Origin of the sequence: Flavobacterium rhamnosi (genome assembly GCF_048286515.1) — a bacterium.
Lineage (GTDB): Bacteria > Bacteroidota > Bacteroidia > Flavobacteriales > Flavobacteriaceae > Flavobacterium.
In genome coordinates this window covers 12,701-34,022 of record NZ_JBLVPS010000024.1, presented here as the reverse complement: position 1 = coordinate 34,022, position 21,322 = coordinate 12,701, and the positions used below count along the sequence as shown (strand labels likewise).

18 protein-coding genes are annotated in these 21,322 nt (G+C 33.4%); 7 read left to right on the top strand and 11 right to left on the bottom strand.

Annotated elements, in window-relative coordinates; genetic code table 11:
- Nucleotides 1-120: 120 nt before the first annotated feature.
- The 7 genes from acs to ACNQGN_RS15975 form a co-directional block, all read right to left on the bottom strand.
- On the bottom strand, nt 121-2,028 hold the full coding sequence (acs, locus tag ACNQGN_RS16005) for an acetate--CoA ligase (protein ID WP_417988835.1): 1,908 nt from the start codon (nt 2,026-2,028) through the stop codon (nt 121-123).
- Between the two features lie 483 nt (nt 2,029-2,511).
- The gene (gene ilvC / locus ACNQGN_RS16000) at nt 2,512-3,981 is read right to left on the bottom strand and encodes a ketol-acid reductoisomerase (protein ID WP_417988834.1); all 1,470 of its coding nucleotides are present in this window, start codon (nt 3,979-3,981) and stop codon (nt 2,512-2,514) included.
- A gap of 83 nt (nt 3,982-4,064) precedes the next feature.
- On the bottom strand, nt 4,065-4,586 hold the full coding sequence (ilvN, locus tag ACNQGN_RS15995) for an acetolactate synthase small subunit (protein ID WP_417988833.1): 522 nt from the start codon (nt 4,584-4,586) through the stop codon (nt 4,065-4,067).
- Nucleotides 4,587-4,590: 4 nt separating this feature from the next.
- A complete protein-coding gene (gene ilvB / locus ACNQGN_RS15990) occupies nt 4,591-6,285 on the bottom strand; it encodes a biosynthetic-type acetolactate synthase large subunit (RefSeq protein ID WP_417988832.1) in 1,695 nt (564 codons plus the stop codon).
- Between the two features lie 140 nt (nt 6,286-6,425).
- Nucleotides 6,426-8,099 (bottom strand): dihydroxy-acid dehydratase, encoded by a 1,674-nt coding sequence (gene ilvD, locus ACNQGN_RS15985; RefSeq protein ID WP_417988831.1) that lies wholly within the window; start codon nt 8,097-8,099, stop codon nt 6,426-6,428.
- Nucleotides 8,100-8,376: 277 nt separating this feature from the next.
- The gene (gene leuB / locus ACNQGN_RS15980) at nt 8,377-9,492 is read right to left on the bottom strand and encodes a 3-isopropylmalate dehydrogenase (RefSeq protein ID WP_417988830.1); all 1,116 of its coding nucleotides are present in this window, start codon (nt 9,490-9,492) and stop codon (nt 8,377-8,379) included.
- A gap of 50 nt (nt 9,493-9,542) precedes the next feature.
- A complete protein-coding gene (locus ACNQGN_RS15975) occupies nt 9,543-10,709 on the bottom strand; it encodes a 2-isopropylmalate synthase (protein ID WP_417988829.1) in 1,167 nt (388 codons plus the stop codon).
- 154 nt (nt 10,710-10,863) lie between these two features.
- Here ACNQGN_RS15975 and ACNQGN_RS15970 point away from each other — a divergent pair, with 154 nt between their 5' ends.
- Nucleotides 10,864-12,408, top strand: coding sequence for a hypothetical protein (locus ACNQGN_RS15970; RefSeq protein ID WP_417988828.1), 1,545 nt, complete (start codon nt 10,864-10,866; stop codon nt 12,406-12,408).
- 240 nt (nt 12,409-12,648) lie between these two features.
- On the opposite strand, the gene ACNQGN_RS15965 is transcribed toward ACNQGN_RS15970, so the two are convergent.
- The 3 genes from ACNQGN_RS15965 to ACNQGN_RS15955 form a co-directional block, all read right to left on the bottom strand.
- Nucleotides 12,649-12,870 (bottom strand): hypothetical protein, encoded by a 222-nt coding sequence (locus tag ACNQGN_RS15965; RefSeq protein WP_417988827.1) that lies wholly within the window; start codon nt 12,868-12,870, stop codon nt 12,649-12,651.
- 154 nt (nt 12,871-13,024) lie between these two features.
- The gene (locus ACNQGN_RS15960) at nt 13,025-13,315 is read right to left on the bottom strand and encodes a putative quinol monooxygenase (protein ID WP_417988826.1); all 291 of its coding nucleotides are present in this window, start codon (nt 13,313-13,315) and stop codon (nt 13,025-13,027) included.
- A gap of 2 nt (nt 13,316-13,317) precedes the next feature.
- Nucleotides 13,318-13,911 carry an NAD(P)H-dependent oxidoreductase gene (locus ACNQGN_RS15955; protein WP_417988825.1) on the bottom strand — a complete coding sequence of 198 codons (594 nt, stop codon included), beginning with the start codon at nt 13,909-13,911 and terminating at the stop codon, nt 13,318-13,320.
- Nucleotides 13,912-14,007: 96 nt separating this feature from the next.
- Here ACNQGN_RS15955 and ACNQGN_RS15950 point away from each other — a divergent pair, with 96 nt between their 5' ends.
- Entirely contained in the window at nt 14,008-14,901 is an 894-nt protein-coding gene (locus tag ACNQGN_RS15950; RefSeq protein ID WP_417988824.1) for a LysR family transcriptional regulator, read from the top strand.
- A 210-nt stretch (nt 14,902-15,111) separates the two neighbouring features.
- Here the strand turns inward: ACNQGN_RS15950 and ACNQGN_RS15945 are convergent, their stop codons facing one another.
- Complete coding sequence (locus ACNQGN_RS15945; RefSeq protein WP_417988823.1) at nt 15,112-17,088, bottom strand: alpha-ketoacid dehydrogenase subunit alpha/beta; 1,977 nt, start codon at nt 17,086-17,088, stop codon at nt 15,112-15,114.
- A 171-nt stretch (nt 17,089-17,259) separates the two neighbouring features.
- Between ACNQGN_RS15945 and ACNQGN_RS15940 the strand changes: the two genes are divergently transcribed.
- The 5 genes from ACNQGN_RS15940 to ACNQGN_RS15920 all read left to right on the top strand — a co-directional run bounded on the left by ACNQGN_RS15940 (nt 17,260) and on the right by ACNQGN_RS15920 (nt 21,257).
- The gene (locus ACNQGN_RS15940) at nt 17,260-18,210 is read left to right on the top strand and encodes an isopenicillin N synthase family dioxygenase (RefSeq protein ID WP_417988822.1); all 951 of its coding nucleotides are present in this window, start codon (nt 17,260-17,262) and stop codon (nt 18,208-18,210) included.
- A 123-nt stretch (nt 18,211-18,333) separates the two neighbouring features.
- Nucleotides 18,334-18,663 (top strand): translation initiation factor, encoded by a 330-nt coding sequence (locus tag ACNQGN_RS15935; RefSeq protein WP_417988821.1) that lies wholly within the window; start codon nt 18,334-18,336, stop codon nt 18,661-18,663.
- Nucleotides 18,664-18,764: 101 nt separating this feature from the next.
- The gene (locus ACNQGN_RS15930) at nt 18,765-19,631 is read left to right on the top strand and encodes a nucleoside phosphorylase (RefSeq protein ID WP_417988820.1); all 867 of its coding nucleotides are present in this window, start codon (nt 18,765-18,767) and stop codon (nt 19,629-19,631) included.
- Nucleotides 19,632-19,657: 26 nt separating this feature from the next.
- Nucleotides 19,658-20,038 (top strand): VOC family protein, encoded by a 381-nt coding sequence (locus ACNQGN_RS15925; RefSeq protein WP_417988819.1) that lies wholly within the window; start codon nt 19,658-19,660, stop codon nt 20,036-20,038.
- A gap of 94 nt (nt 20,039-20,132) precedes the next feature.
- Nucleotides 20,133-21,257: an SDR family oxidoreductase gene (locus tag ACNQGN_RS15920; protein WP_417988818.1), complete on the top strand. Its 1,125-nt coding sequence runs from the start codon at nt 20,133-20,135 to the stop codon at nt 21,255-21,257.
- Nucleotides 21,258-21,322 lie beyond the last annotated feature (65 nt).

Sequence of the window (21,322 nt, the reverse complement as noted above, 5' to 3'; positions counted from 1 at the left end):
ATTTACTATAAAACTTACATAATTATATATTAAATATTTTGAACTCTATTTTCTTTAGAGTCTCTCAAACACTTATAATCAAAAAAAAAGCTGCTTATTACAAACAGCTTTTAAATTAATTTACAATTTTCCTTCTTTTATTTCTTCTACAATCTCAGGATTTAGTAAAGTCGAAGTATCACCAAAATTGGAATAATCTCCTTCTGCTATTTTACGAAGAATCCTACGCATAATTTTTCCGGAGCGGGTTTTTGGTAAACCGGAAACAAATTGAATTTTATCCAGTTTAGCAATTGGACCAATATGATCCGTTATGTGCTGATTTATTTCTTTAATAAGATTTTCTTTATTTCTAGTTTCTCCCGTTTCTTTTAGAATAACAAAACCATACAGCGCATTTCCTTTGATGTCATGAGGGAAGCCAACAATTGCTGATTCAGCGACCGCAGGATGCTCATTGATAGCATCTTCAATTGGAGCTGTTCCCAGATTATGTCCGGAAACAATAACAACATCATCTACTCTACCTGTAATTCTGTAATACCCTACTTCGTCACGTAAAGCACCGTCACCAGTAAAATATTTACCCGGAAAGGTAGAAAAGTAAGTGTCTTTATACCTTTGATGATCACCCCAGATCGTTCTGGCAATTCCTGGCCAAGGAAATTTAATACATAAACTTCCAGTAACTTGATTTCCTTCAATTTCATTGCGCTTTTCGTCCATAAGAACGGGCTGAATTCCAGGTAGTGGTAAGGAAGCGTAGGTTGGTTTGGTTGGAGTGACAAATGCAATTGGAGAAATCATAATTCCTCCGGTTTCTGTTTGCCACCAAGTATCCACAACAGGACATCTTTTATCACCAACATGATCATTGTACCAGTGCCATGCCTCTTCGTTGATAGGTTCTCCTACAGAACCAATAACTTTAAGAGATTTTAAAGGGTATTTTTGAACGTAATCTAAACTTTCCTTTGCCAAAGAACGAATCGCAGTTGGAGCAGTGTAAAATTGGGTCACTTTATGTTTTTCAATAATTTCCCAAAAACGACTAAAGTCAGGGTAACTAGGTACACCTTCAAAAATAACAGTAGTACCACCATTCAATAATGGCCCATAAAGTGTGTACGAATGCCCCGTTATCCAGCCAATATCAGCGGTACACCAAAAAATATCATTTTCTTCATAATTGAATACATTCTTGAACGTGTAGGCAGTGTAGACCATGTAACCTGCGGTAGTATGCACCATTCCTTTAGGCTTCCCTGTTGAACCTGAAGTGTAAAGAATAAATAATGGATCTTCCGAATCCATAATTTCAGCTACATTATTATCTGAAGCTTCGTCTAAAAGAGGTTGCAACCATTGGTCACGCCCTTCTTTCATGTCTACTGAAGTATTTGTTCTTTTTACAACTAAAACATTTTCCACACTTGAACAGCTCAACAATGCTTCATCAATAATTACTTTTAAATCAACAGTTTTATTTCCTCTATAGCCACCATCTGAAGTAATAACCATTTTACTTTCACAGTCATTTATTCTTGTCGCCACAGCAGAAGAAGAAAATCCTGCAAAAACAACAGAATGTATAGCACCAATTCTGGCACAAGCCAAGGTTGTGATAGCTAATTCAGGAATCATTGGCAAATAAATACAAACGCGATCTCCTTTTTTTATACCTTGTTCACGCAATACGTTTGCCATTTTACAAACACGTTGGTGCAATTCATTATAGCTTATATGTAATGCAGTTTCTGTAGGGTCATTCGGTTCAAAAATAATAGCAGTTTTTTCACCTCTTTTGGCAAGATGCCTGTCTATACAATTTTTCGTCATATTTACTTTCGCTTCAGTAAACCATTTTACTTCAGCTTCAGCCATATTAAAATCGACAACTTTATCCCATTGCTGGTACCACGTGAAATTTTCTTCTGCTATTTTACCCCAAAATTTCCTTGGCTCACGAACTGATTTATTATAATGTTTAAAATATTGTTCTAAATTATCAATTTTATAGTAGCTCATGTTTTTAATTTTTTATAAAAGTATTAAATCTCTTTCTATTCTTAAAATTATTTAAATTATAAATTCTTATGAAAAATTAAACATTACATAAAAAAAATAACTTTTTAATGATAATTTGTTCGTTTTTTGTATATTTTGACAATTATGATAAAAACAAAAAAAGCGAGATAGAATTTCTACCCCGCCTTTTATCTTAACAAAATTTAACAACAAATAATTTTATTAATAAAAATATACATTATTATAATACCAACTGAAACCTCTCAAAATGTAAATTTAGATATCAAAAAAGTACTATCTAATTCTATTTTAGAAAGGAATTACTTCACTTAACTGTCAAACTCATTTGAAGTTAAGTGAATGTAATATGCATCCATATCTCTTTTTTCTTTTAATAAGTGCTTACTAATTCAAAATATTATGGATTCAAATGATATAATGCAAATCCCAACACACCCTCATGTGTGTAATTCCTAATTTTTATTATCCTATTTTTTTCATAGCAGTCATAGATTCTCTCAACCACTCTCCTACTTCTTCAATAGGATGCTGACGAATACTTTTATTTACTGCGATAAGAACCGCATTATCAACACTATTTGTAGTAGAAAATGATTTTCCAATTACATTTGTATCAATAGTTTTCATGAAATCAGTCAATAACGGTTTACAAGCATGGTCAAATAAATAACAACCATATTCTGCAGTATCCGAAATGATTCTATTCATTTCATATAATTTTTTTCTTGCTACTGTATTAGCGATCAAAGGCAATTCATGTAACGATTCGTAGTAAGCTGATTCTTCAATGATTCCACTTTGAGTCATTGTTTCAAAAGCCAATTCTACACCCGCTTTAACCATCGCAATCATCAATACTCCATTGTCAAAGTATTCTTGTTCTGAAATATGTGCTGCTGTTGGCGCGGTTTTTTCGAAGTTAGTTTCTGCAGTTGCAGCTCTCCACGTCAATAAATTAATATCATCATTTGCCCAGTCAATCATCATATTTCTTGAAAACTCACCAGAGATAATATCATCCATATGCTTTTGAAACAATGGACGCATAATGTCTTTAAGTTCATCTGCTAATTCATACGCTTCGATTTTTGCAGGGTTTGAAAGACGATCCATCATGTTTGTAATTCCACCATGTTTCAAAGCTTCCGTTACAGTTTCCCAACCGTATTGAATTAATTTTGAAGCATAAGCTGGCTCGATACCTTTTTCAACCATTTTATCGAAACATAAAATTGATCCCGTTTGCAACATTCCACAAAGAATGGTTTGTTCGCCCATTAAATCCGATTTTACTTCCGCTACAAATGAAGAGTTCAAAACTCCTGCTTTGTGACCACCAGTAGCAACTGCATATGCTTTTGCTTGTTCGAAACCATCTCCGTTTGGATTATTTTCAGGGTGAACCGCAATTAAAGTCGGCACACCAAAACCTCTTTTATATTCTTCACGAACTTCAGATCCTGGACATTTAGGAGCACACATAATTACAGTGATGTCTTTACGAATTTGCATTCCTTCTTCTACGACATTAAAACCATGAGAGTAGGCTAATGTTGAACCATTTTTCATCAAAGGCATGATTGCTGTTACTACAGCAGTATGTTGCTTGTCTGGTGTAAGGTTACAAACCAAATCAGCAGTTGGAATTAATTCTTCATAAGTTCCCACTTTGAAACCATTATCAGCAGCATTCATAAAAGAAGCTCTTTTTTGTGCAATTGCTTCTGCTCGCAACGCGTAAGAAATATCTAATCCTGAATCTCTCATGTTTAAACCCTGGTTCAAACCTTGAGCTCCACAACCTACGATAACTACTTTTTTTCCTGCTAATGCTGCTATACCATTTGCAAATTCTGACTGATCCATGAATTCGCAAACGCCTAATTGTTCTAACTGTAATCTAAGTGGTAATGAATTGAAATAATTTGCCATCTTTTTTTATTTAATGATTTTAAAATTTAATAATTGAAATTTTGATTACTGCAGTACCCTAAAGTGTTACTGCAAAATGAATTCTATTTAAGCTCTTCTAATAAAGTTGATATTTCCATTTTTTCTTTGGAAACAGATATTCTTCCTGAACGTACAAACTGCATGATTCCGAAAGGTTTTAATTTTTCATATAATTCCTCAATCTCAGAGCGCCTACCTGATTTTGAAATCACAAAAAAGTCTCTTGATACTGTAACGATTTCAGAATGACTTTCTTTTATGATATTTTGTATTTGTCTTTCGTCAAATAACAAACTCGAATTTATTTTGAACAAAGCACTTTCTAAGAAAATGGTCTCTTCATCAATATGATAAAAGGCTTTAATTACTTCGATCTGTTTTTCGATTTGACCCACAATATTTTGCACCCATTTTTCAGTTGTGTCCACAACAATGATGAATCTGGAAACATTTTCTATTTCTGATTCGGATACATTTAAACTTAAAATATTGATATGGCGTTTCAAGAATATTCCTGATATTCTGTTTAATAAGCCAACGTTGTTTTCTGAATAAACAGAAATGGTGAATGTTTTATTTTCCATAATATTAACTTAATCGCATATCAGAAACCGATGCTCCTGTTGGAATCATTGGGAATACATTATTTTCTTTTTCTACCATAACTTCAAGGAAATAAGATTCTTTTGAAGCCATCATTTCCGCAACGGCAGCATCTAAATCTTCTCTTTTAGTTACTTTTTTGGCTTTAATATAATAGCCTTCAGCAATCGCAATAAAGTTAGGATTGATCATTTCAGTAGAAGCATATCTTTTGTCAAAAAACAATTGTTGCCACTGACGTACCATTCCTAAAAATTCGTTGTTCAAGACCACAATTTTAACAGGAACTTTGGTTTGAAAAATAGTTCCTAATTCCTGAATAGTCATTTGAAAGCCACCATCACCAATAATCGCTACCACTTCACGTTCCGGCATTCCCATTTTGGCACCAATAGCAGCTGGTAAAGCAAATCCCATCGTTCCTAAACCACCGGAAGTAACATTACTTTTTGTCGAATTGAATTTGGCATAACGACAAGCAAACATCTGGTGTTGTCCAACATCCGAAACCATAATTGCATCGCCTTTAGAATGTTTGTTAATCATTTCGATCGTTTCCCCCATAGAAATTCCTTCCTTCTTAGGTTTTAACTCGTCATTGATTACCGCTTCTAATTCGATTTTATACATTTCTTTGAATTCGTTGTGCCAAGATTCATGTGTATTACTTTTGATAAAAGGAAGTAAAGCAGTTAGAGATTCTTTTACATCGGCTAAAACAGCGACAGTTGTTTTTACATTTTTGTCTACTTCTGCAGGATCTATTTCAAAATGAATTACTTTGGCTTGTTTCGCATAAGTAGCTAAATTTCCTGTAACACGGTCATCAAAACGCATTCCTAAAGCAATCAGAACATCACATTCATTTGTCAATAAATTAGGCCCATAGTTCCCGTGCATTCCTAACATCCCAACATTTAATGGATGGTCAGTTGGCAATGCAGAAAGTCCTAAAATAGTCCAAGCGGCAGGAATTCCTGATTTTTCAACTAGCGCTTTCAATTGTTCTTCGGCTTCACCAAGAATGATTCCCTGACCAAAAACGATATATGGTTTTTTTGCATTATTGATTAGTTCCGCTGCTTCTTTGATTTTTTCAATATCTAAAGTTGGCTTTGGGTTGTAACTTCTAATGCTGGTACATTTTTTATAACTAAATTCAATTTCGTCAAATTGTGCATTTTTTGTAATATCAATCAAAACAGGACCTGGACGACCTGATCTTGCAATATAAAATGCTTTTGCAATAATTTCAGGTATTTCATGCGCTTCAGTAATTTGATAATTCCATTTGGTAACCGGAGTTGAAATTCCAATAATATCCGTTTCCTGAAATGCATCTGAACCTAATAAATGTTTTCCGACCTGGCCGGTAATACAAACCATTGGTGTTGAATCAATTTGGGCATCAGCAATACCAGTTACAAGATTTGTTGCTCCTGGACCTGAAGTAGCGATCGCCACTCCAACTTTCCCTGTCGCTCTTGCAAATCCTTGAGCGGCATGTGTAGCACCTTGTTCGTGACGAACTAATACATGATGCAGCTGATCTTTAAATTTATATAATTCATCATAAACAGGCATTATGGCTCCTCCTGGATAACCATAAACCAAGTCTACTCCTTCTTCTAATAAGCATCTAATAACGGCTTCTGCGCCTGATATTTTATTTGTTCCCATGGGTACGTTTATTATTTTTCCTCACCCCACCCTCTCCAAAAAGAGAGAGAGAGAGAGTCGAGATTGCTATAGTATTCCTATTTTTTACTTTCAAATAAAAGTCCAAACCTATTTATTATTCCCTTCGATGATTAAAGTAATTACTTATCAGTTACACATCCTTCAGAGGCGCTTGAGACCGAACGCATATATTTAAGTAACACTCCTTGTTTAATTGGTGATTCTGGTTTTTTCCAATTGGTTTTACGTTTTGCCAATTCTTCGTCAGATATTTTCATATTGATAGTGTTTTTCACCGCATCAATTGAAATCACATCACCGTTTTGTATTAAAGCAATTCCTCCACCTTCGTAGGCTTCTGGAGTAACGTGTCCTACCACGAAACCGTGAGAACCTCCGGAGAATCTACCGTCAGTAATCAAAGCAACAGTACTTCCTAAGCCAGCTCCCATAATTGCAGATGTTGGTTTAAGCATTTCAGGCATACCTGGACCTCCTTTTGGACCACAGTAACGAATAATAACCACATTTCCTGGTTTTACTTCGCCTCCTCTAATTCCTTTAATTACATCGTGTTCGTTTTCAAAAACTACCGCTGTACCTTCAAAATATTCACCTTCTTTACCACTAATTTTAGCCACACAACCTTCTGAAGCTATGTTTCCGTATAAAATCTGAATATTTCCAGTAGCTTTTAACGCTTTTTGGATTTCATGAATCACTTCTTGTCCATCATTCAAATCAGGAACTGAAGCTAAGTTTTCAGCAATTGTTTTCCCGGTAACCGTTAAACAATCTCCATGCAACAAACCTTCTTTCAATAAATATTTCATTACTGCCGGAACGCCACCTACATTATGTAAATCTTCCATTAAGTATTTACCACTTGGTTTTAAGTCAGCAAGCAATGGTGTTTTATCACTAATATCTTGAAAATCTTTTAATGTAAGATCAATACCTACTGAATGTGCTATTGCAATTAAGTGCATAACAGCATTAGTTGAACCTCCTAGTACAGCCACTATTGTAATAGCATTTTCGAATGCTTTACGAGTCATAATGTCTCTAGGCTTAATATCTCTTTCCAGTAATATTCTGATTGCTTTACCAGCATCAGCACATTCTTGTTTCTTTTCTGGGCTCAAAGCAGGATTAGAAGAACTGTATGGTAAACTCATCCCTAAAGCTTCAATCGCTGATGACATCGTGTTAGCAGTGTACATACCACCGCAAGCACCCGCTCCTGGACAGGCATTCTGTATCACACCTTTAAAATCTTCAGGTGTAATAGTGTTATTGAATTTTTTACCTAATGCTTCAAAAGCAGAAACAATATTCAAATCTTCACCTTTCCATTTTCCAGGATGAATCGAACCGCCATATACCATAATAGAAGGGCGATTTACTCTACCCATAGCCATTACGGCTCCGGGCATATTTTTATCACAGCCTGGAACAGCAATCATACCATCATACCATTGTGCTCCCATAACAGTTTCGATAGAATCTGCAATTACATCACGAGAAACTAAAGAAAAACGCATTCCATCATTACCATTTGAAATACCATCACTTACACCAATAGTATTAAAAATCAAACCAACTAAATCTTCTTTCCAGACGCTGGTCTTAATATCTTTAGCCAAATCATTTAAGTGCATATTACAAGGGTTTCCATCGTAGCCCATACTCACGATTCCTACCTGCGCTTTTTTAAGATCTTCTTCAGTTAATCCAATCCCGTACAACATGGCTTGAGAAGCTGGTTGTGTTTCATCTTGTGTGATTATTTTGCTGTATTTATTTAATTCCATTGTATGATTCTATGTTTGTGTAATTTTTAAATTTTTTCCAAAAAAAAACCTTCCAAAATAATTGGAAGGTTTTTAAATATTTTTTTAATTATATCTATAACATTCCTATTGCATCTGTGTTTACCACATTGACATTAATAATTGAAGAAATAATAATTACGGTTTTCATTTTTTTTATTTGCATCAAAATTATGAAAAACAAATAGAACAAAAAAAAAATAACCTTAAAATTATTACTACTTTTCAATTATTAAATACGCTTTTGACAGTTGTTTTGTTAAACAATAGTCGATTGTCCTATTTGGACATTGTCACTTTTAAAATATAAATCATCTTTACTTAAAATGACATTCGAAATAAAGTCTCCAACTTCATTTGTGCCAAATTTTGAATCTGCTTTCAAATCAATTGTGACTACATTATATTCAATGGCTTTTTCTACTGCTTCGTACACTTTTTTAGCTTCTTTATGAAGTCCAAAATGTTCCAAAAGCATTGCTGCTGATAAAATAGAAGCAATTGGATTAGCAATGTTTTTTCCTTTTGCCTGCGGATAAGAACCATGAATCGGCTCAAAAAGCGCATTTTTATTTCCTAAAGAGGCCGAAGCTAATAATCCTATAGAACCAGTAATTACACTAGCTTCATCAGACAAAATATCTCCAAATAAATTTTCGGTTAAAATGACATCAAATTGTTTTGGGTTTAAAATTATTTGCATCGCAGCATTATCAACAAAAAGAAAATCTAATACTACCTCAGGATAACTCTCACTGACTTTTTTGACGACTTTTCTCCATAATCGAGAAGTTTCAAGTACATTGGCTTTATCCACCATCGTTACTTTATTACGTCTGTTTTGTGCTGCTTTAAAAGCCAAATGGGTAATTCTGGTGATTTCTTCTTCTGAATATTCGCATAAATCAGAAGCGATTGTACCAGCATCGTTTATTTTTTTTTCACCAAAATAAACACCTCCGGTCAGTTCTCTGAAAATAGTAAAATCAGCACCTTCGATTATTTCTCTTTTTAAAGGAGAAGAATCTAATAATGACTTATAGGGCTTTATAGGCCTGATATTTGCAAAAAGACCTAATTCTTTTCTCAATTTTAATAATCCTTGTTCAGGACGTATTTTAGCACTTGGATTGTTATCGTATTTTGGATCACCAATGGCACCAAACAAAACTGCATCGGTATTAAGGCAAAGGTTAAGCGTTTGTTCCGGAAGAGGGTTTCCGGTTTTATCTATAGCAACAGCTCCCATAAGAGCATCTTCAAAAACAAATTCATGATCATACACTACACCTATAGCATATAAAGCTTTCTTTGCCTGTAAGGTCACCTCTGGTCCTATTCCGTCTCCGGGCAATACGGCTATTTTTAAATTCATGTTTCGTTCTTTATATTTTTATCTGTAACTTATGTTTTGTTAGCTTATTCTTAGCTCATTACTGAAATTTTAGAAGCTTCAATAATTTGGTGAATATCATCATCTAAAACTTCTTTTTTGATATCGGCAAATTTTAAAAACTCAACATATACTATATCCAATTGCACTTTAGTAAGTTCATACCCTACTTTCTTTGCTCTGTAAGCCAATGCTGCTCTACCGCTTCTGGCAGTAAGAACTATTGAAGATTCATTGACCCCTACATCCAAAGGATCCATGATTTCATAAGTTGCTCTGTTTTTAATCACGCCGTCCTGATGAATTCCTGAACTGTGCGCAAAAGCATTAGCACCAACAATTGCTTTATTAGGCTGTACCATCATTCCCATACTTTCAGAAACTAAACGACTCATTTCGTTCAACTGTTTCGTATCGATATCAGTATATAAATTCAAATAAGGATGTTGTTTGAAAATCATTACCACTTCTTCAAGAGCTGTATTTCCTGCTCTTTCTCCGATTCCATTTATCGTACATTCTATTTGTCTCGCTCCATTTACAGCCCCAGCAATTGAATTGGCAGTCGCCATTCCTAAATCATTGTGGCAATGACAAGAAAGAATAACATTTTCAATTCCTTTTACATTTTCTTTTAGGTACTTTATTTTTGCACCATATTCTTCAGGCAAGCAATATCCGGTAGTATCAGGTATATTAAGTACTGTCGCACCAGATTTTATTACTTCTTCACAAACTCTTGCTAAGAAATCATTATCAGTTCTACCAGCGTCTTCTGCATAGAATTCTACATCTTCAACATACGATTTAGCATGAGAAACAGCAAATTTTGCTCTGGCGATGATATCTTCTCTAGTGGTATTTAATTTATGTATTATATGTGAATTTGAAGTACCAATTCCAGTATGAATACGTGGTTTTTTAGCATGTTTTAAGGCAGCTGCAGCAACATCAATATCATTTTTCACTGCTCTGGTTAAACCACAAACAGTTGCATTTTTCACAACCTTACTAATTTCAGAAACAGACAAAAAATCACCTGGACTAGAAACAGGAAAACCAGCTTCTATAATGTCAACACCCATTTCGTCTAAGCGATTTGCTATAACGAGTTTTTGTTTGGTATCTAATTTACATCCTGGGACCTGTTCTCCATCTCGTAAAGTGGTATCAAAAATTTGAACTTTCTCTCTATTCATTTTCATTTATTTAATGTAATTTCACATCTCGATAACAAATTTATATTTCATTACTTTAATATAAAATTCATTTTAAGGAAATATACTGCTTATAAAGGGAAGTAATACTTTGTAAGCAACTGATTAACAACCAATTAAGCTACAATATTTTACAATGGCTAACCATCAAAAAGATTTCTTATTTGTATTAATAAAATCCCTTTCAAAGTCTGAAAAAAGACAATTTAAGATTTTTGCAAGCCGACTCGAGACGAGTTCCAATACAAAGTTCATCGAATTATTCAATATTTTAGATAAATCAGAAGTATATGATGAGAAGCTCATCTTGAAAAGTGGCATCATCAAAAAAGTGCAGTTATCCAATCTTAAGTCTTATTTATATAAGCAAATTTTAGTGAGTATCCGCTTGAATATTCCGAGCCAAAACATTCGGTATCAACTACGGGAACAGATTGATTTTGCAGCTATTTTGTATAATAAGGGTTTATACAAGCAAAGCTTAAAAATATTAGATAAAACAAAGATTCTGGCATTAGAGAATGATGAAAAACTAATGGCGTATGAGATTGTAGAATTCGAAAAATTAATAGAATCGCAATACATTACACGAAGTATTCAAGGACGTGCCGATGAGCTAGTTATTCAAGCTAAAGAATTAAATTATCGCAATACTATTTCCAGTAAATTATCTAATTTATCCCTCCAGCTGTATGGTATTATGCTTAAAACAGGTTATGTAAAAAGTGACGAAGAGTATAAATATATTGATGATTATTTCAATAAACACATTTCTAAATTTGACGAGAAAAAATTTGGATTTCGTGAAAAATACTGGTTTTACAATGCTAATCTTTGGCATAGTTTTTTAGTGCAGGACTTTTTAGCAAGCTACAAGTATGCCTATAAATGGGTGACTCTTTTTTATGACAACCCTAACATGATTTACCTTAATCCTGTATTTTTCTTAAAAGGAAATCATTATTTATTAGAGTCTTTATTTATGCTCAAATACAAAACAAAATTCAAGAAATACCTAGTACGTCTGGAGGAAACCATCAAAGATCGACGCTTTCCTGTGAACGATAATATTGCTTCTTTATCATTCCTATATCTATATAATAACAAATTAAATTATCATATTCTGGAAGGCACCTTTGCTGAAAGCGAATACTTAATTCCTGAAGTCCTAGAGAAATTAAAAATACACAGTGAACATCTTGATGAACATCACGAAATGTTATTTTACTATAAGATAGCTTCGATTTACTTTGGTAACGAAAAATACAATGAATCCATCTTTTATTTGGAGAAAATCATAAACAACAAAAATCTTACGATGCGAGAAGATTTAATGTGCTTTTCCCGAATTCTTTGCCTGATAGCACATTATGAATTAGGAAAGGATTATTACTTGGAAAACCAATTGAAAAACACCTATAAATTTCTGTTAAAAATGAATGATTTGCATGAGGTCCAAAAGGAAATTATCAAATTCATGAAAAACTTAAACTCTATTTACCCTGGTGACATCAAAAAAGAATTTGTAAAAATGAGAGAGCGGTTTATCGAATTGGAGAAAAACACTTATGAAAAAAGGGCATTTCTTTATCTTGATATTATTTCCTGGTTAGAAAGTAAAATTGAAAATCGAAAAATCAGTGATATTATCAAGGAAAAAGCTAAATTGAGTAATCGATAAAGTCTTTTTTATCTGATACAACTGGTTCAGTTAGAAGTTATATTTTCGAACAGTAGCATGTAGACTAACAATTTCATTAAAAGTTAAAAAATAGGTATTGATTTGGCTTAGACTCGCTTTCTAAACAGGTTTACCTATTTTAAAAACAGGTAAGGCAAGAAGAAACAGATCAATGAAAAACCAGAATGACATTTTTTAGGATCGGTTTTCAAAAATTTTCTCAAGAGCAACTAATTTTACTTATAATTCTTTTCGGCCTCTTATGATGTCGTCAAACGTAGCGCATTTGACGAATTCTTTTTCGCCATCAATAAGCATTGGCAAATAAACAAATTCAACTTCAGATAAATCTTCCTTTAAATAAAAAGCCATATCATCTAGCTTATAAAACCATTCGGTATCAAACTGTACTTTGTTGATTGTCGCGTCTTTTATAAGCAATTTTTCTCTTAGAGGTTTCATTCTGCCTTGCATAATTTTAGGAATGCTAAATTTTTTCAAAATTAAATTATGAAATAGTATTACCCAAATTATAGCGTATTTCTTTTGCGTTGTAACTAAACTATTTTTGATAATATACGCAAAAAAAAGGCTATCATTTCTGACAGCCACTCAATTATGTTAGTTTATTTGTTTTATAGAGAATGGGTATTTCTTGCAAAAAAAATTGCGACTTTTCGAAAAAAGACTGAATGTAAGCCTGTTGATTATGATTATCTAATCCATTCTGATTTTCCCAAATTTCATGAAAAATAAAAGTATTTGGCTCTTCGATGCTTTGCTGCAAATCATATTGAATGCAAGCTATTTCTTTTTTAGAGTTTTGAACTAAATCGAGCAAAAGAGATTTTAATGACTCTACACTTTCCGGCTTGCTTTTTAGAATAACTGTTAGATTTATTGGCATAATTAATTTAAAAATAGTTGTGTTAAATGTTTCTGATATAACTTAATATCGTTGTCAACATCTGCATTCTTTTCAATATCATGAAAATGAATACTTTGCAATGGTTCCATACCAGTAAAAGCATTCATTCTATGAAATCCAAACAACGGCCCTTCATCAACGCTATGTTGATTAAAAAATTCTCCTGGCAAAGTAAAAGCTTCTTTTGGTGCATTCCAAGACGTAGTTAACATATATTTTTTACCATGAAGCATCCCCCCTGTTCCGTAATTAATAGTTGGATTTTCTGAGGATCTTCCATCACTTTTGTAAATCCCCTTTGCATGCCCTTCAGTAAAAACCACATCAATGTATTTTTTAAAGCCGTGAGGTAACTGAAACCACCATATTGGTGTATGGTAAATGATTACATCTGCCCAAACAAATTTTTCAACTTCTGCAGCAGGATTGTACGCATCATTAATATTTGTGGTTTTTATTTCAAAAGCAGTATTATTTTTAAAGAAGCTCAATGTTTCATTCGAAATAGTTTCATTAAATCTACCACCTGAATGGCCAAACTTTTGTCCACCATTAATTATAAATATTTTTGTCATGATTTTTGTTTTTAATTTGATGGTGCAAAGTTAGAACGAGAAATTCCATTATTAAAATAACATAATTCATACCTTTGTATCATAAATATAATAGTTATGGTGAATTTAGAATGGTATCGTACCTTTAAAGCAGTTTATAAAACAGGAACGTTAACTAAGGCAGCGGAGGTATTGTTTATATCCCAACCAGGTGTGAGTTTGCATTTGAGTTCATTGGAAAACTATGTCGGTTATAAGTTATTTGATCGAACAGGCCGAAAAATGGTTCCAACTGAAAAAGGAAAAGTGCTTTATAATTTTATAATCGAAGCATTGACCAAACTAGAAGAAGCCGAAAAAAACTTCCAGCGAAGTACCGAAAAAAATACGCCGACAATAAGCGTTGGAATGTGTTTTGAAACATTTCAAATAACTCTAGAACAGTACATTTCGACATTGCCATTTAATGTTATTATTCAGTTTGGTGAATATCCGGAAATGGTGGAAAGTTTAGAAAAAGGTATTTTGGATTTAATCATTACCCCTCAGATGGTAGTTAAAAACACCATTGAATATCAACCCTTTTCATCGGAAACCATTGTACTTGTCGGAGGCTCCGAAACAGATGATTTTAAATTTAAGAACATTGAAAAAAATGGAACTATTCAAGAAACTGAGCTTTGGTTAAAACAACAAAAATGGTATGGAACTACAGGAGATATGGAGCATCTACGTCGTTTTTGGCAGTTCAATTTTAATAAATATCCTGATTTCAGACCTAATTATATTGTTCCAAATATAAATTCTATCATACGTTGTTTGAGCAGTGGCAAAGGATTAGCTGTTGTCCCCGATTTTCTTTGCAGAAAAGAAATGGATAATGGTTCCATAAAACTGATTTGGGAAGGAAATCATCCATTGAAAAACACACTTTATTTCGCCACCAGAAAAAAAACAATGTATCAGGAAGAAATAGCTTTAATTAAAAAAATCTTCATTGAACTAAACTAAAACTTGCTATTCTAAAAATATAGTCTAAATTTATAAAACATTTAAATTACAGCTTTATGAATGGTTTCTTCAAAACAATACTGGCTGGTTACGGCGCCAAGAAATTAGGCGGCGGCTGTTTCGGTACTATCATTATTTTTATAATAATATATTGGATACTAGGTTATTTTTAAAATCAAAATTCTAAACATAACCTATAAAAAATTCATGTTAATAGCTCAATAGTTGTTTTAATTCAGTTTCAAACCTGCCTTTTGGCAAATATTGATCTTCTAATGCTTTTGTGAATGGTATTGGTGTGTCTAAACTTGTCACGCGTTTCGCCGGCGCATCCAAATATTGGAAACAATTTTCCATTATCATTGCCGAAATATCACTGGCAACTCCACCAAACATGCTATCTTCCTGATAAATGATAACTCTTCCCGTTTTCTTAACTGAGGCGTAAATTGCTTCGGTATCCAATGGCTGTAAGGTCCTCAAATCCAATAAATCAGCTGAAATTTCAGGGTTTTTTGATAACGTCTCCAAAGCCCAATGCACCGCTGCTCCAAATGAAATAATTGTAACATCATTTCCTTTTTTCAACAAAGCTGCTTTTCCCAGCGGAATAGTATAATAATCTTTGGGTACATCCTGATAAATGCTTCTGTACAATTGTTTGTGTTCAAAAAACAACACCGGATTCGGATCATTTATAGCAGTATTCAATAAGCCTTTGGCATCATAGGGAAATGCGGGATAAACAACTTTTAAACCAGGTGTTTTAGTAAACCAGGCTTCATTGGTTTGCGAATGAAAGGGTCCTGCTTGTGTTCCACCGCCACAAGGCATACGTACTACCACATCGGCTTTTTCCAACCACCGATAATGTGATTTCGCTAATAAATTCACAATTGGATTAAATCCTGTTGAAACAAAATCAGCAAATTGCATTTCTACAATCGCTTTATATCCATTAATTGATAATCCCATTGCTGCCGAAACAACTGCACTTTCACAAATAGGTGTATTAATGATGCGCTCTTTGCCAAATTTCGCTACAAAACCGTCTGTAATTTTGAAAGCACCGCCATATTCAGCGATATCCTGACCCATAATAACGGAGTTTTCATGACGCTCCATTGATTGTTTCAGACTGCTAGAAATTGCGTCTATAAAACGAATATTTTCTTTTTCCCCTGTTGGGTTAACCTGTTCAAAAACATACGGTTTGTAAACGTCATTTAACTCTTCGGTTAGCGAAGCTTCAATCTCCGGTTCAGCATTGGCCGTAGCCAAACTTTCATCAATAGCAGCTTTAATTTCAGTATGTAAAGTCGCATCAAAATCGCTTGTAAGAATTCCGTTTTCAGTCAAATATTTTCTATAATTTTCTACCGGATCTTTAATTGACCACATATCCATTAATTCCTGCGGAACATACTTGGTTCCGCTCGCCTCTTCATGCCCGCGCATTCTAAAGGTTTTGAATTCCAATAAAACAGGACGTGGATTTATTTTCATTGAAGCCTTCAGTTCGGATAACAAATTATAAACTTCAAGAATATTGTTACCATCAATAATGTGACTTTCCATTCCGTATCCTATTCCTTTATCGGCCAGGTTTTCACAACGATACTGTTCATTGATTGGTGTCGAAAGCCCGTAACCATTATTCTCTATCACGAACAGCACTGGCAGTTCCCAAACGGAAGCAATATTCAACGCTTCATGGAAATCTCCTTCACTTGTTGCACCTTCACCGGTAAAAACTGCGGTAATTTTTCCATTATTTTTTAGTTTATTGGCTAAAGCGATTCCATCGGCAACTCCTAATTGAGGACCTAAATGTGAAATCATACCAATAATGTTATACTGCTGTGTTCCAAAGTGAAAACTTCGATCACGACCTTTGGTAAACCCATTGGCTTTTCCTTGCCATTGTGAAAAAAGGCGATACAACGGAATGTCTCTTCCTGTAAAAACACCAAGATTTCGGTGCATAGGCAAAATATACTCGTCCAAGTCTAAAACTGCTGTAACCCCAACAGAAATAGCCTCTTGACCAATTCCAGAGAACCATTTCGATACTTTTCCCTGACGAATCAGTATTAACATTTTCTCCTCTATAAGCCTTGGTTTCAGTATTCTTTTATATAAATCTAATAATTGATCGTCAGTAAGATTTTTTCTATCAAAGGTCATTTTTTGCGTTTTATTGTATGGTTCAAAGATAAAAAAATATAACAGTTTAGTGTTATATTGTTATATTTTTTAATTTTGTTTATAAGTTTTAAAATTCAGATATAAAATTATTCTTTACATTTGTATCTGCAAGGTTTTTAACCTTGCAATTATTAAAAAATATTTAAAAATATGCAAAACATTCCTAGTGTTGACTTGCGTGATTTCCTTTCGGACGACCCGAAACGTAAACAAAAATTTGTAAATGAAATCGGAAGTGCATTTGAAGATATTGGCTTCGTAGCACTCAAAGGGCATTTTTTAGACGACCAATTGGTTAATGAATTGTATGGTGAAATCAGAAATTTTTTCGCTCTGCCCTTAGAAAAAAAACGCAGTTATGAAATTCCTGGAATTGGCGGACAAAGAGGCTATGTCTCTTTTGGGACAGAGCATGCCAAAGGTAGAAAAGAAGGGGATTTGAAAGAATTCTGGCATTTTGGACAATATGTGTCCAAAGATTCAAAATATGCCTCTGAATACCCTGAAAATGTCGAAGTAAAAGAATTACCTCGTTTTAATGTTGTCGGCAAAGAAGCATATCAAATGCTGGAAAAAACAGGTATTTATGTATTGAGAGCCTTAGCATTACACCTTGGTTTGGATGAATTTTATTTTGATAATTATGCTAAAGAAGGGAATTCCATCTTAAGACCTATTCATTATCCACCCATTACCTCAGAGCCTGCAAATGCTATTCGTGCTGCGGCACATGGCGACATCAACTTAATTACTTTATTAATGGGTGCTCAAGGAAAAGGATTGCAGGTACAAAATCACAATGGTGAATGGATTGACGCCGTAGCTGAATCGGATGAATTGGTAATCAATGTTGGAGATATGTTATCGCGTCACACCAATAACAAATTGAAATCTACAATTCATCAAGTGGTAAACCCACCGAGAGAATTATGGGGAACTTCACGTTATTCAATTCCGTTTTTTATGCATCCGGTAAGTGATATGAAATTGGACTGTTTGGAAAACTGTATTGATGCGGAAAATCCAAAAAAATTCGAAGATATTACTGCGGGAGCCTATTTATATGAACGTTTAGTAGACTTAGGGCTTATCAAAAAATAAACTTAAATTTGCGTCAATTAATAAAAGACATTAAGTTTATGCTTAATGTCTTTTGTTTTTTACTAATTTAAATCTGTGGTAATCAAAAAATTAACGTTGCCAGCGTTCAAAAAACAACCTAACATGGATTTACAAGACCAATTAAAAAATCTTTTTCCCGATCATCAGGTTGGTCCGGAAGAAAAAATTGAAGAAGTTGCTCACGAATTATACGTTCAAAAAGAACCTATGATTTGCAAATTCGAAAAACGGAAAGGAAAAGCTACAACTATAATCGAAGGTTACGAAGGTACTGACGAGGATTTTAAAATTTTGGCCAAGGAAATAAAAACAAAATTGAGTGTTGGTGGAACCTTTAAAGACGATTCTATCATTATACAAGGCGATTATCGTGATAAAATCATGGAAATCTTAAAACTTAAGGGCTTCAAAGTAAAACGTGTAGGGGGATAAGATTACTGATTTGAGATTTCATATCACAGACAGATTACAAACAAAAGCCTTTCGACCTTTGCGAAAAACCTTGTGCACTTAGTGTTTAAAACAAAAAATCAATGATACAAGCATCAGAATTAATATTAAATCCGGACGGTAGTGTATACCATTTGAATTTAAAACCAGAACATATTGCACACGATATCATCTTTGTCGGTGATCAAAATCGAGTAGAAAAAATCACGCAATTTTTTGATCGTATCGAATTTTCAGCCCAAAAAAGAGAATTTAAAACACAAACCGGAATTTTCAAAGGCAAACGTATTACAGTAATGTCTACGGGAATTGGTCCAGATAATATTGATATTGTCATGAATGAATTGGACGCTTTAGTTAATATTGATTTAAAAACGCGTCAACCAAAAAAAGATTTAACTCCTTTAAACATAATCCGAATAGGAACTTCTGGCTCTTTACAGGCTGATATACCTGTTGATAGTTTTGTAATGTCTAAATTTGGTTTGGGTCTTGACAACATGCTTCGCTCCTATTTAATTGATGAAGTTTCGAATATCGAAATAGAAGATGCTTTTGTAAAACATACAGATTGGGATTTACGAAAAGGAAAACCGTATGTGGTTTCGTGTTCCGAAGAACTTGAAAAAAGAATAGAAAGCAATAGAATGCACAAAGGAATTACCGCAACTGCCGGTGGATTTTATGGTCCACAAGGGCGTGTGTTACGCTTGAATATTCAAGACGAGACACTAAATTCTAAAATGGATAATTTTAAATTTGGTAACAACCAAATCACAAACTTAGAAATGGAAACTGCCGCTATATACGGACTTTCAGCTCTTTTAGGACATAATGCTTTGTCATTGAATGCCATAATTGCCAATCGAGCTTCTGGAACCTTTAGCGAAGATCCATACAAAGCAGTTGATGAATTGATTGCGTATACTTTGGATAAATTGAGTAAATAGTTTTTGATTTAATACTAATCCAGTAAATGAAACTACGATTTGCCAGACACACAAACAATTTAGAAAAAATAAAGTTCTTTTATATCGAAATTTTGGGATTTGATTTACTTGGTAATTTTGAAAACCATGCTACTTATAGTGGTGTTTTCATTGGAAAACCCAATTTAGATTGGCATTTAGAATTTACAATATCCAACGAAAAAACCAATCATCATTTTGATGAAGATGCTATTTTAGTCTTCTATCCTGAAACTATTTTCGAATATAATAATTTGATAGAAAAGATTTTAGAATATAACATTTCAATTGTAACTTCAAAAAATCCATATTGGAATGAAAATGGAAAAATGATTTTTGATCCTGATGGTTATAGAATTGTTATTTCCGATTTGAAAGCAAAAAATTGATCATTATTGATTAAAGATTTCAAAAATCAGACGCGACTTTAAATCTGAAATATTTGGTATTTAAAACTACCTTTGTTTTTACAACAAAACGATAATGAAAATAATACTTACAGGTGCAACAGGAGTTCTGGGATCTCATATTATGTATGAAATTCTGGAACTTTTCATCAAAACTAAAATTGACGGAAAACTTTTTCTTATCGCCAGAAATAAAGGTAAAAATTCTGCTTTAGACAGAATAAATGAGCTTTTATCCAGCAGTTATACACCTAAAATCATAAAAGACAAAGGAATACAAAAACTGCACAAATATATAGAAATCATTGATACCGATTTGGCTGAAATTCAGGATACATTTTCAAGCCAAATAAAAGATGCTTATTTCATTCATTCGGCTGGATACGTGAATTTATCAACAGATGAAGAACAAAGGGAAAAGATTTTTGACGAAAACACTAAAATCACAAAATCCCTTTTTAATATATTCCATCCGTTTATAAAAAAGTTCATTTACATCAGCACCGCCTTTTCGTCAGGTGAAAGAAAAGGACTTATAGACAATGACTTTCATAATTTAGATTTCGTTCCAGAACATCGCAATGCATATGAAAACGCCAAATTTCATTCGGAAAATTTTGTTGTAGAGCAATGTAAATCTTTAGGATTGCCATATCAAATCTTGCGTCCAAGCGTAATAGGCGGAAAAATGCTCGGAAAGGAAAGCAATTATTTTATTTCAAAATATATGGTTTTTTATCTATTGGCAAAATTTTTCCATTTTACTGCGCAACGAAAAAGTGAACAGGAAAATGTGCGTTTTATCATCAACGAAAAGACAGGATTAAACATAATTCCAGTTGATTATGTGGCAAAAGTTATCGTAAATACATTTGAGAGAGGAGACATTCAACAACTCAACATTGTGAATGATAAAAGTTTTAATATTGTAAAGGGACTTCAATTGATTATGAAAGAAGTAGGTTATACTAATTTCACACTAATTCAAAACTCACTTGATTTTAAATACAAAAACACCATTGAAAAACTTTATTACGAGAGCATTGGTAAACATTTAAAACCATATCTCATAACCGAGGCCAATGAATATGACACGACTTTACTGAACTCCATTCTAGAAATACCAAAACTGGATCAGGAGTCTTTCACTAATATGATACGTTATGCAAGATTGAATAATTTTAAAGACATTAATGTGTAATTTAGGAGCTAATTCCTGGAATAACAGTCTATAGAAAGAAGGAAAAGTATTCCACTGTATCGAGG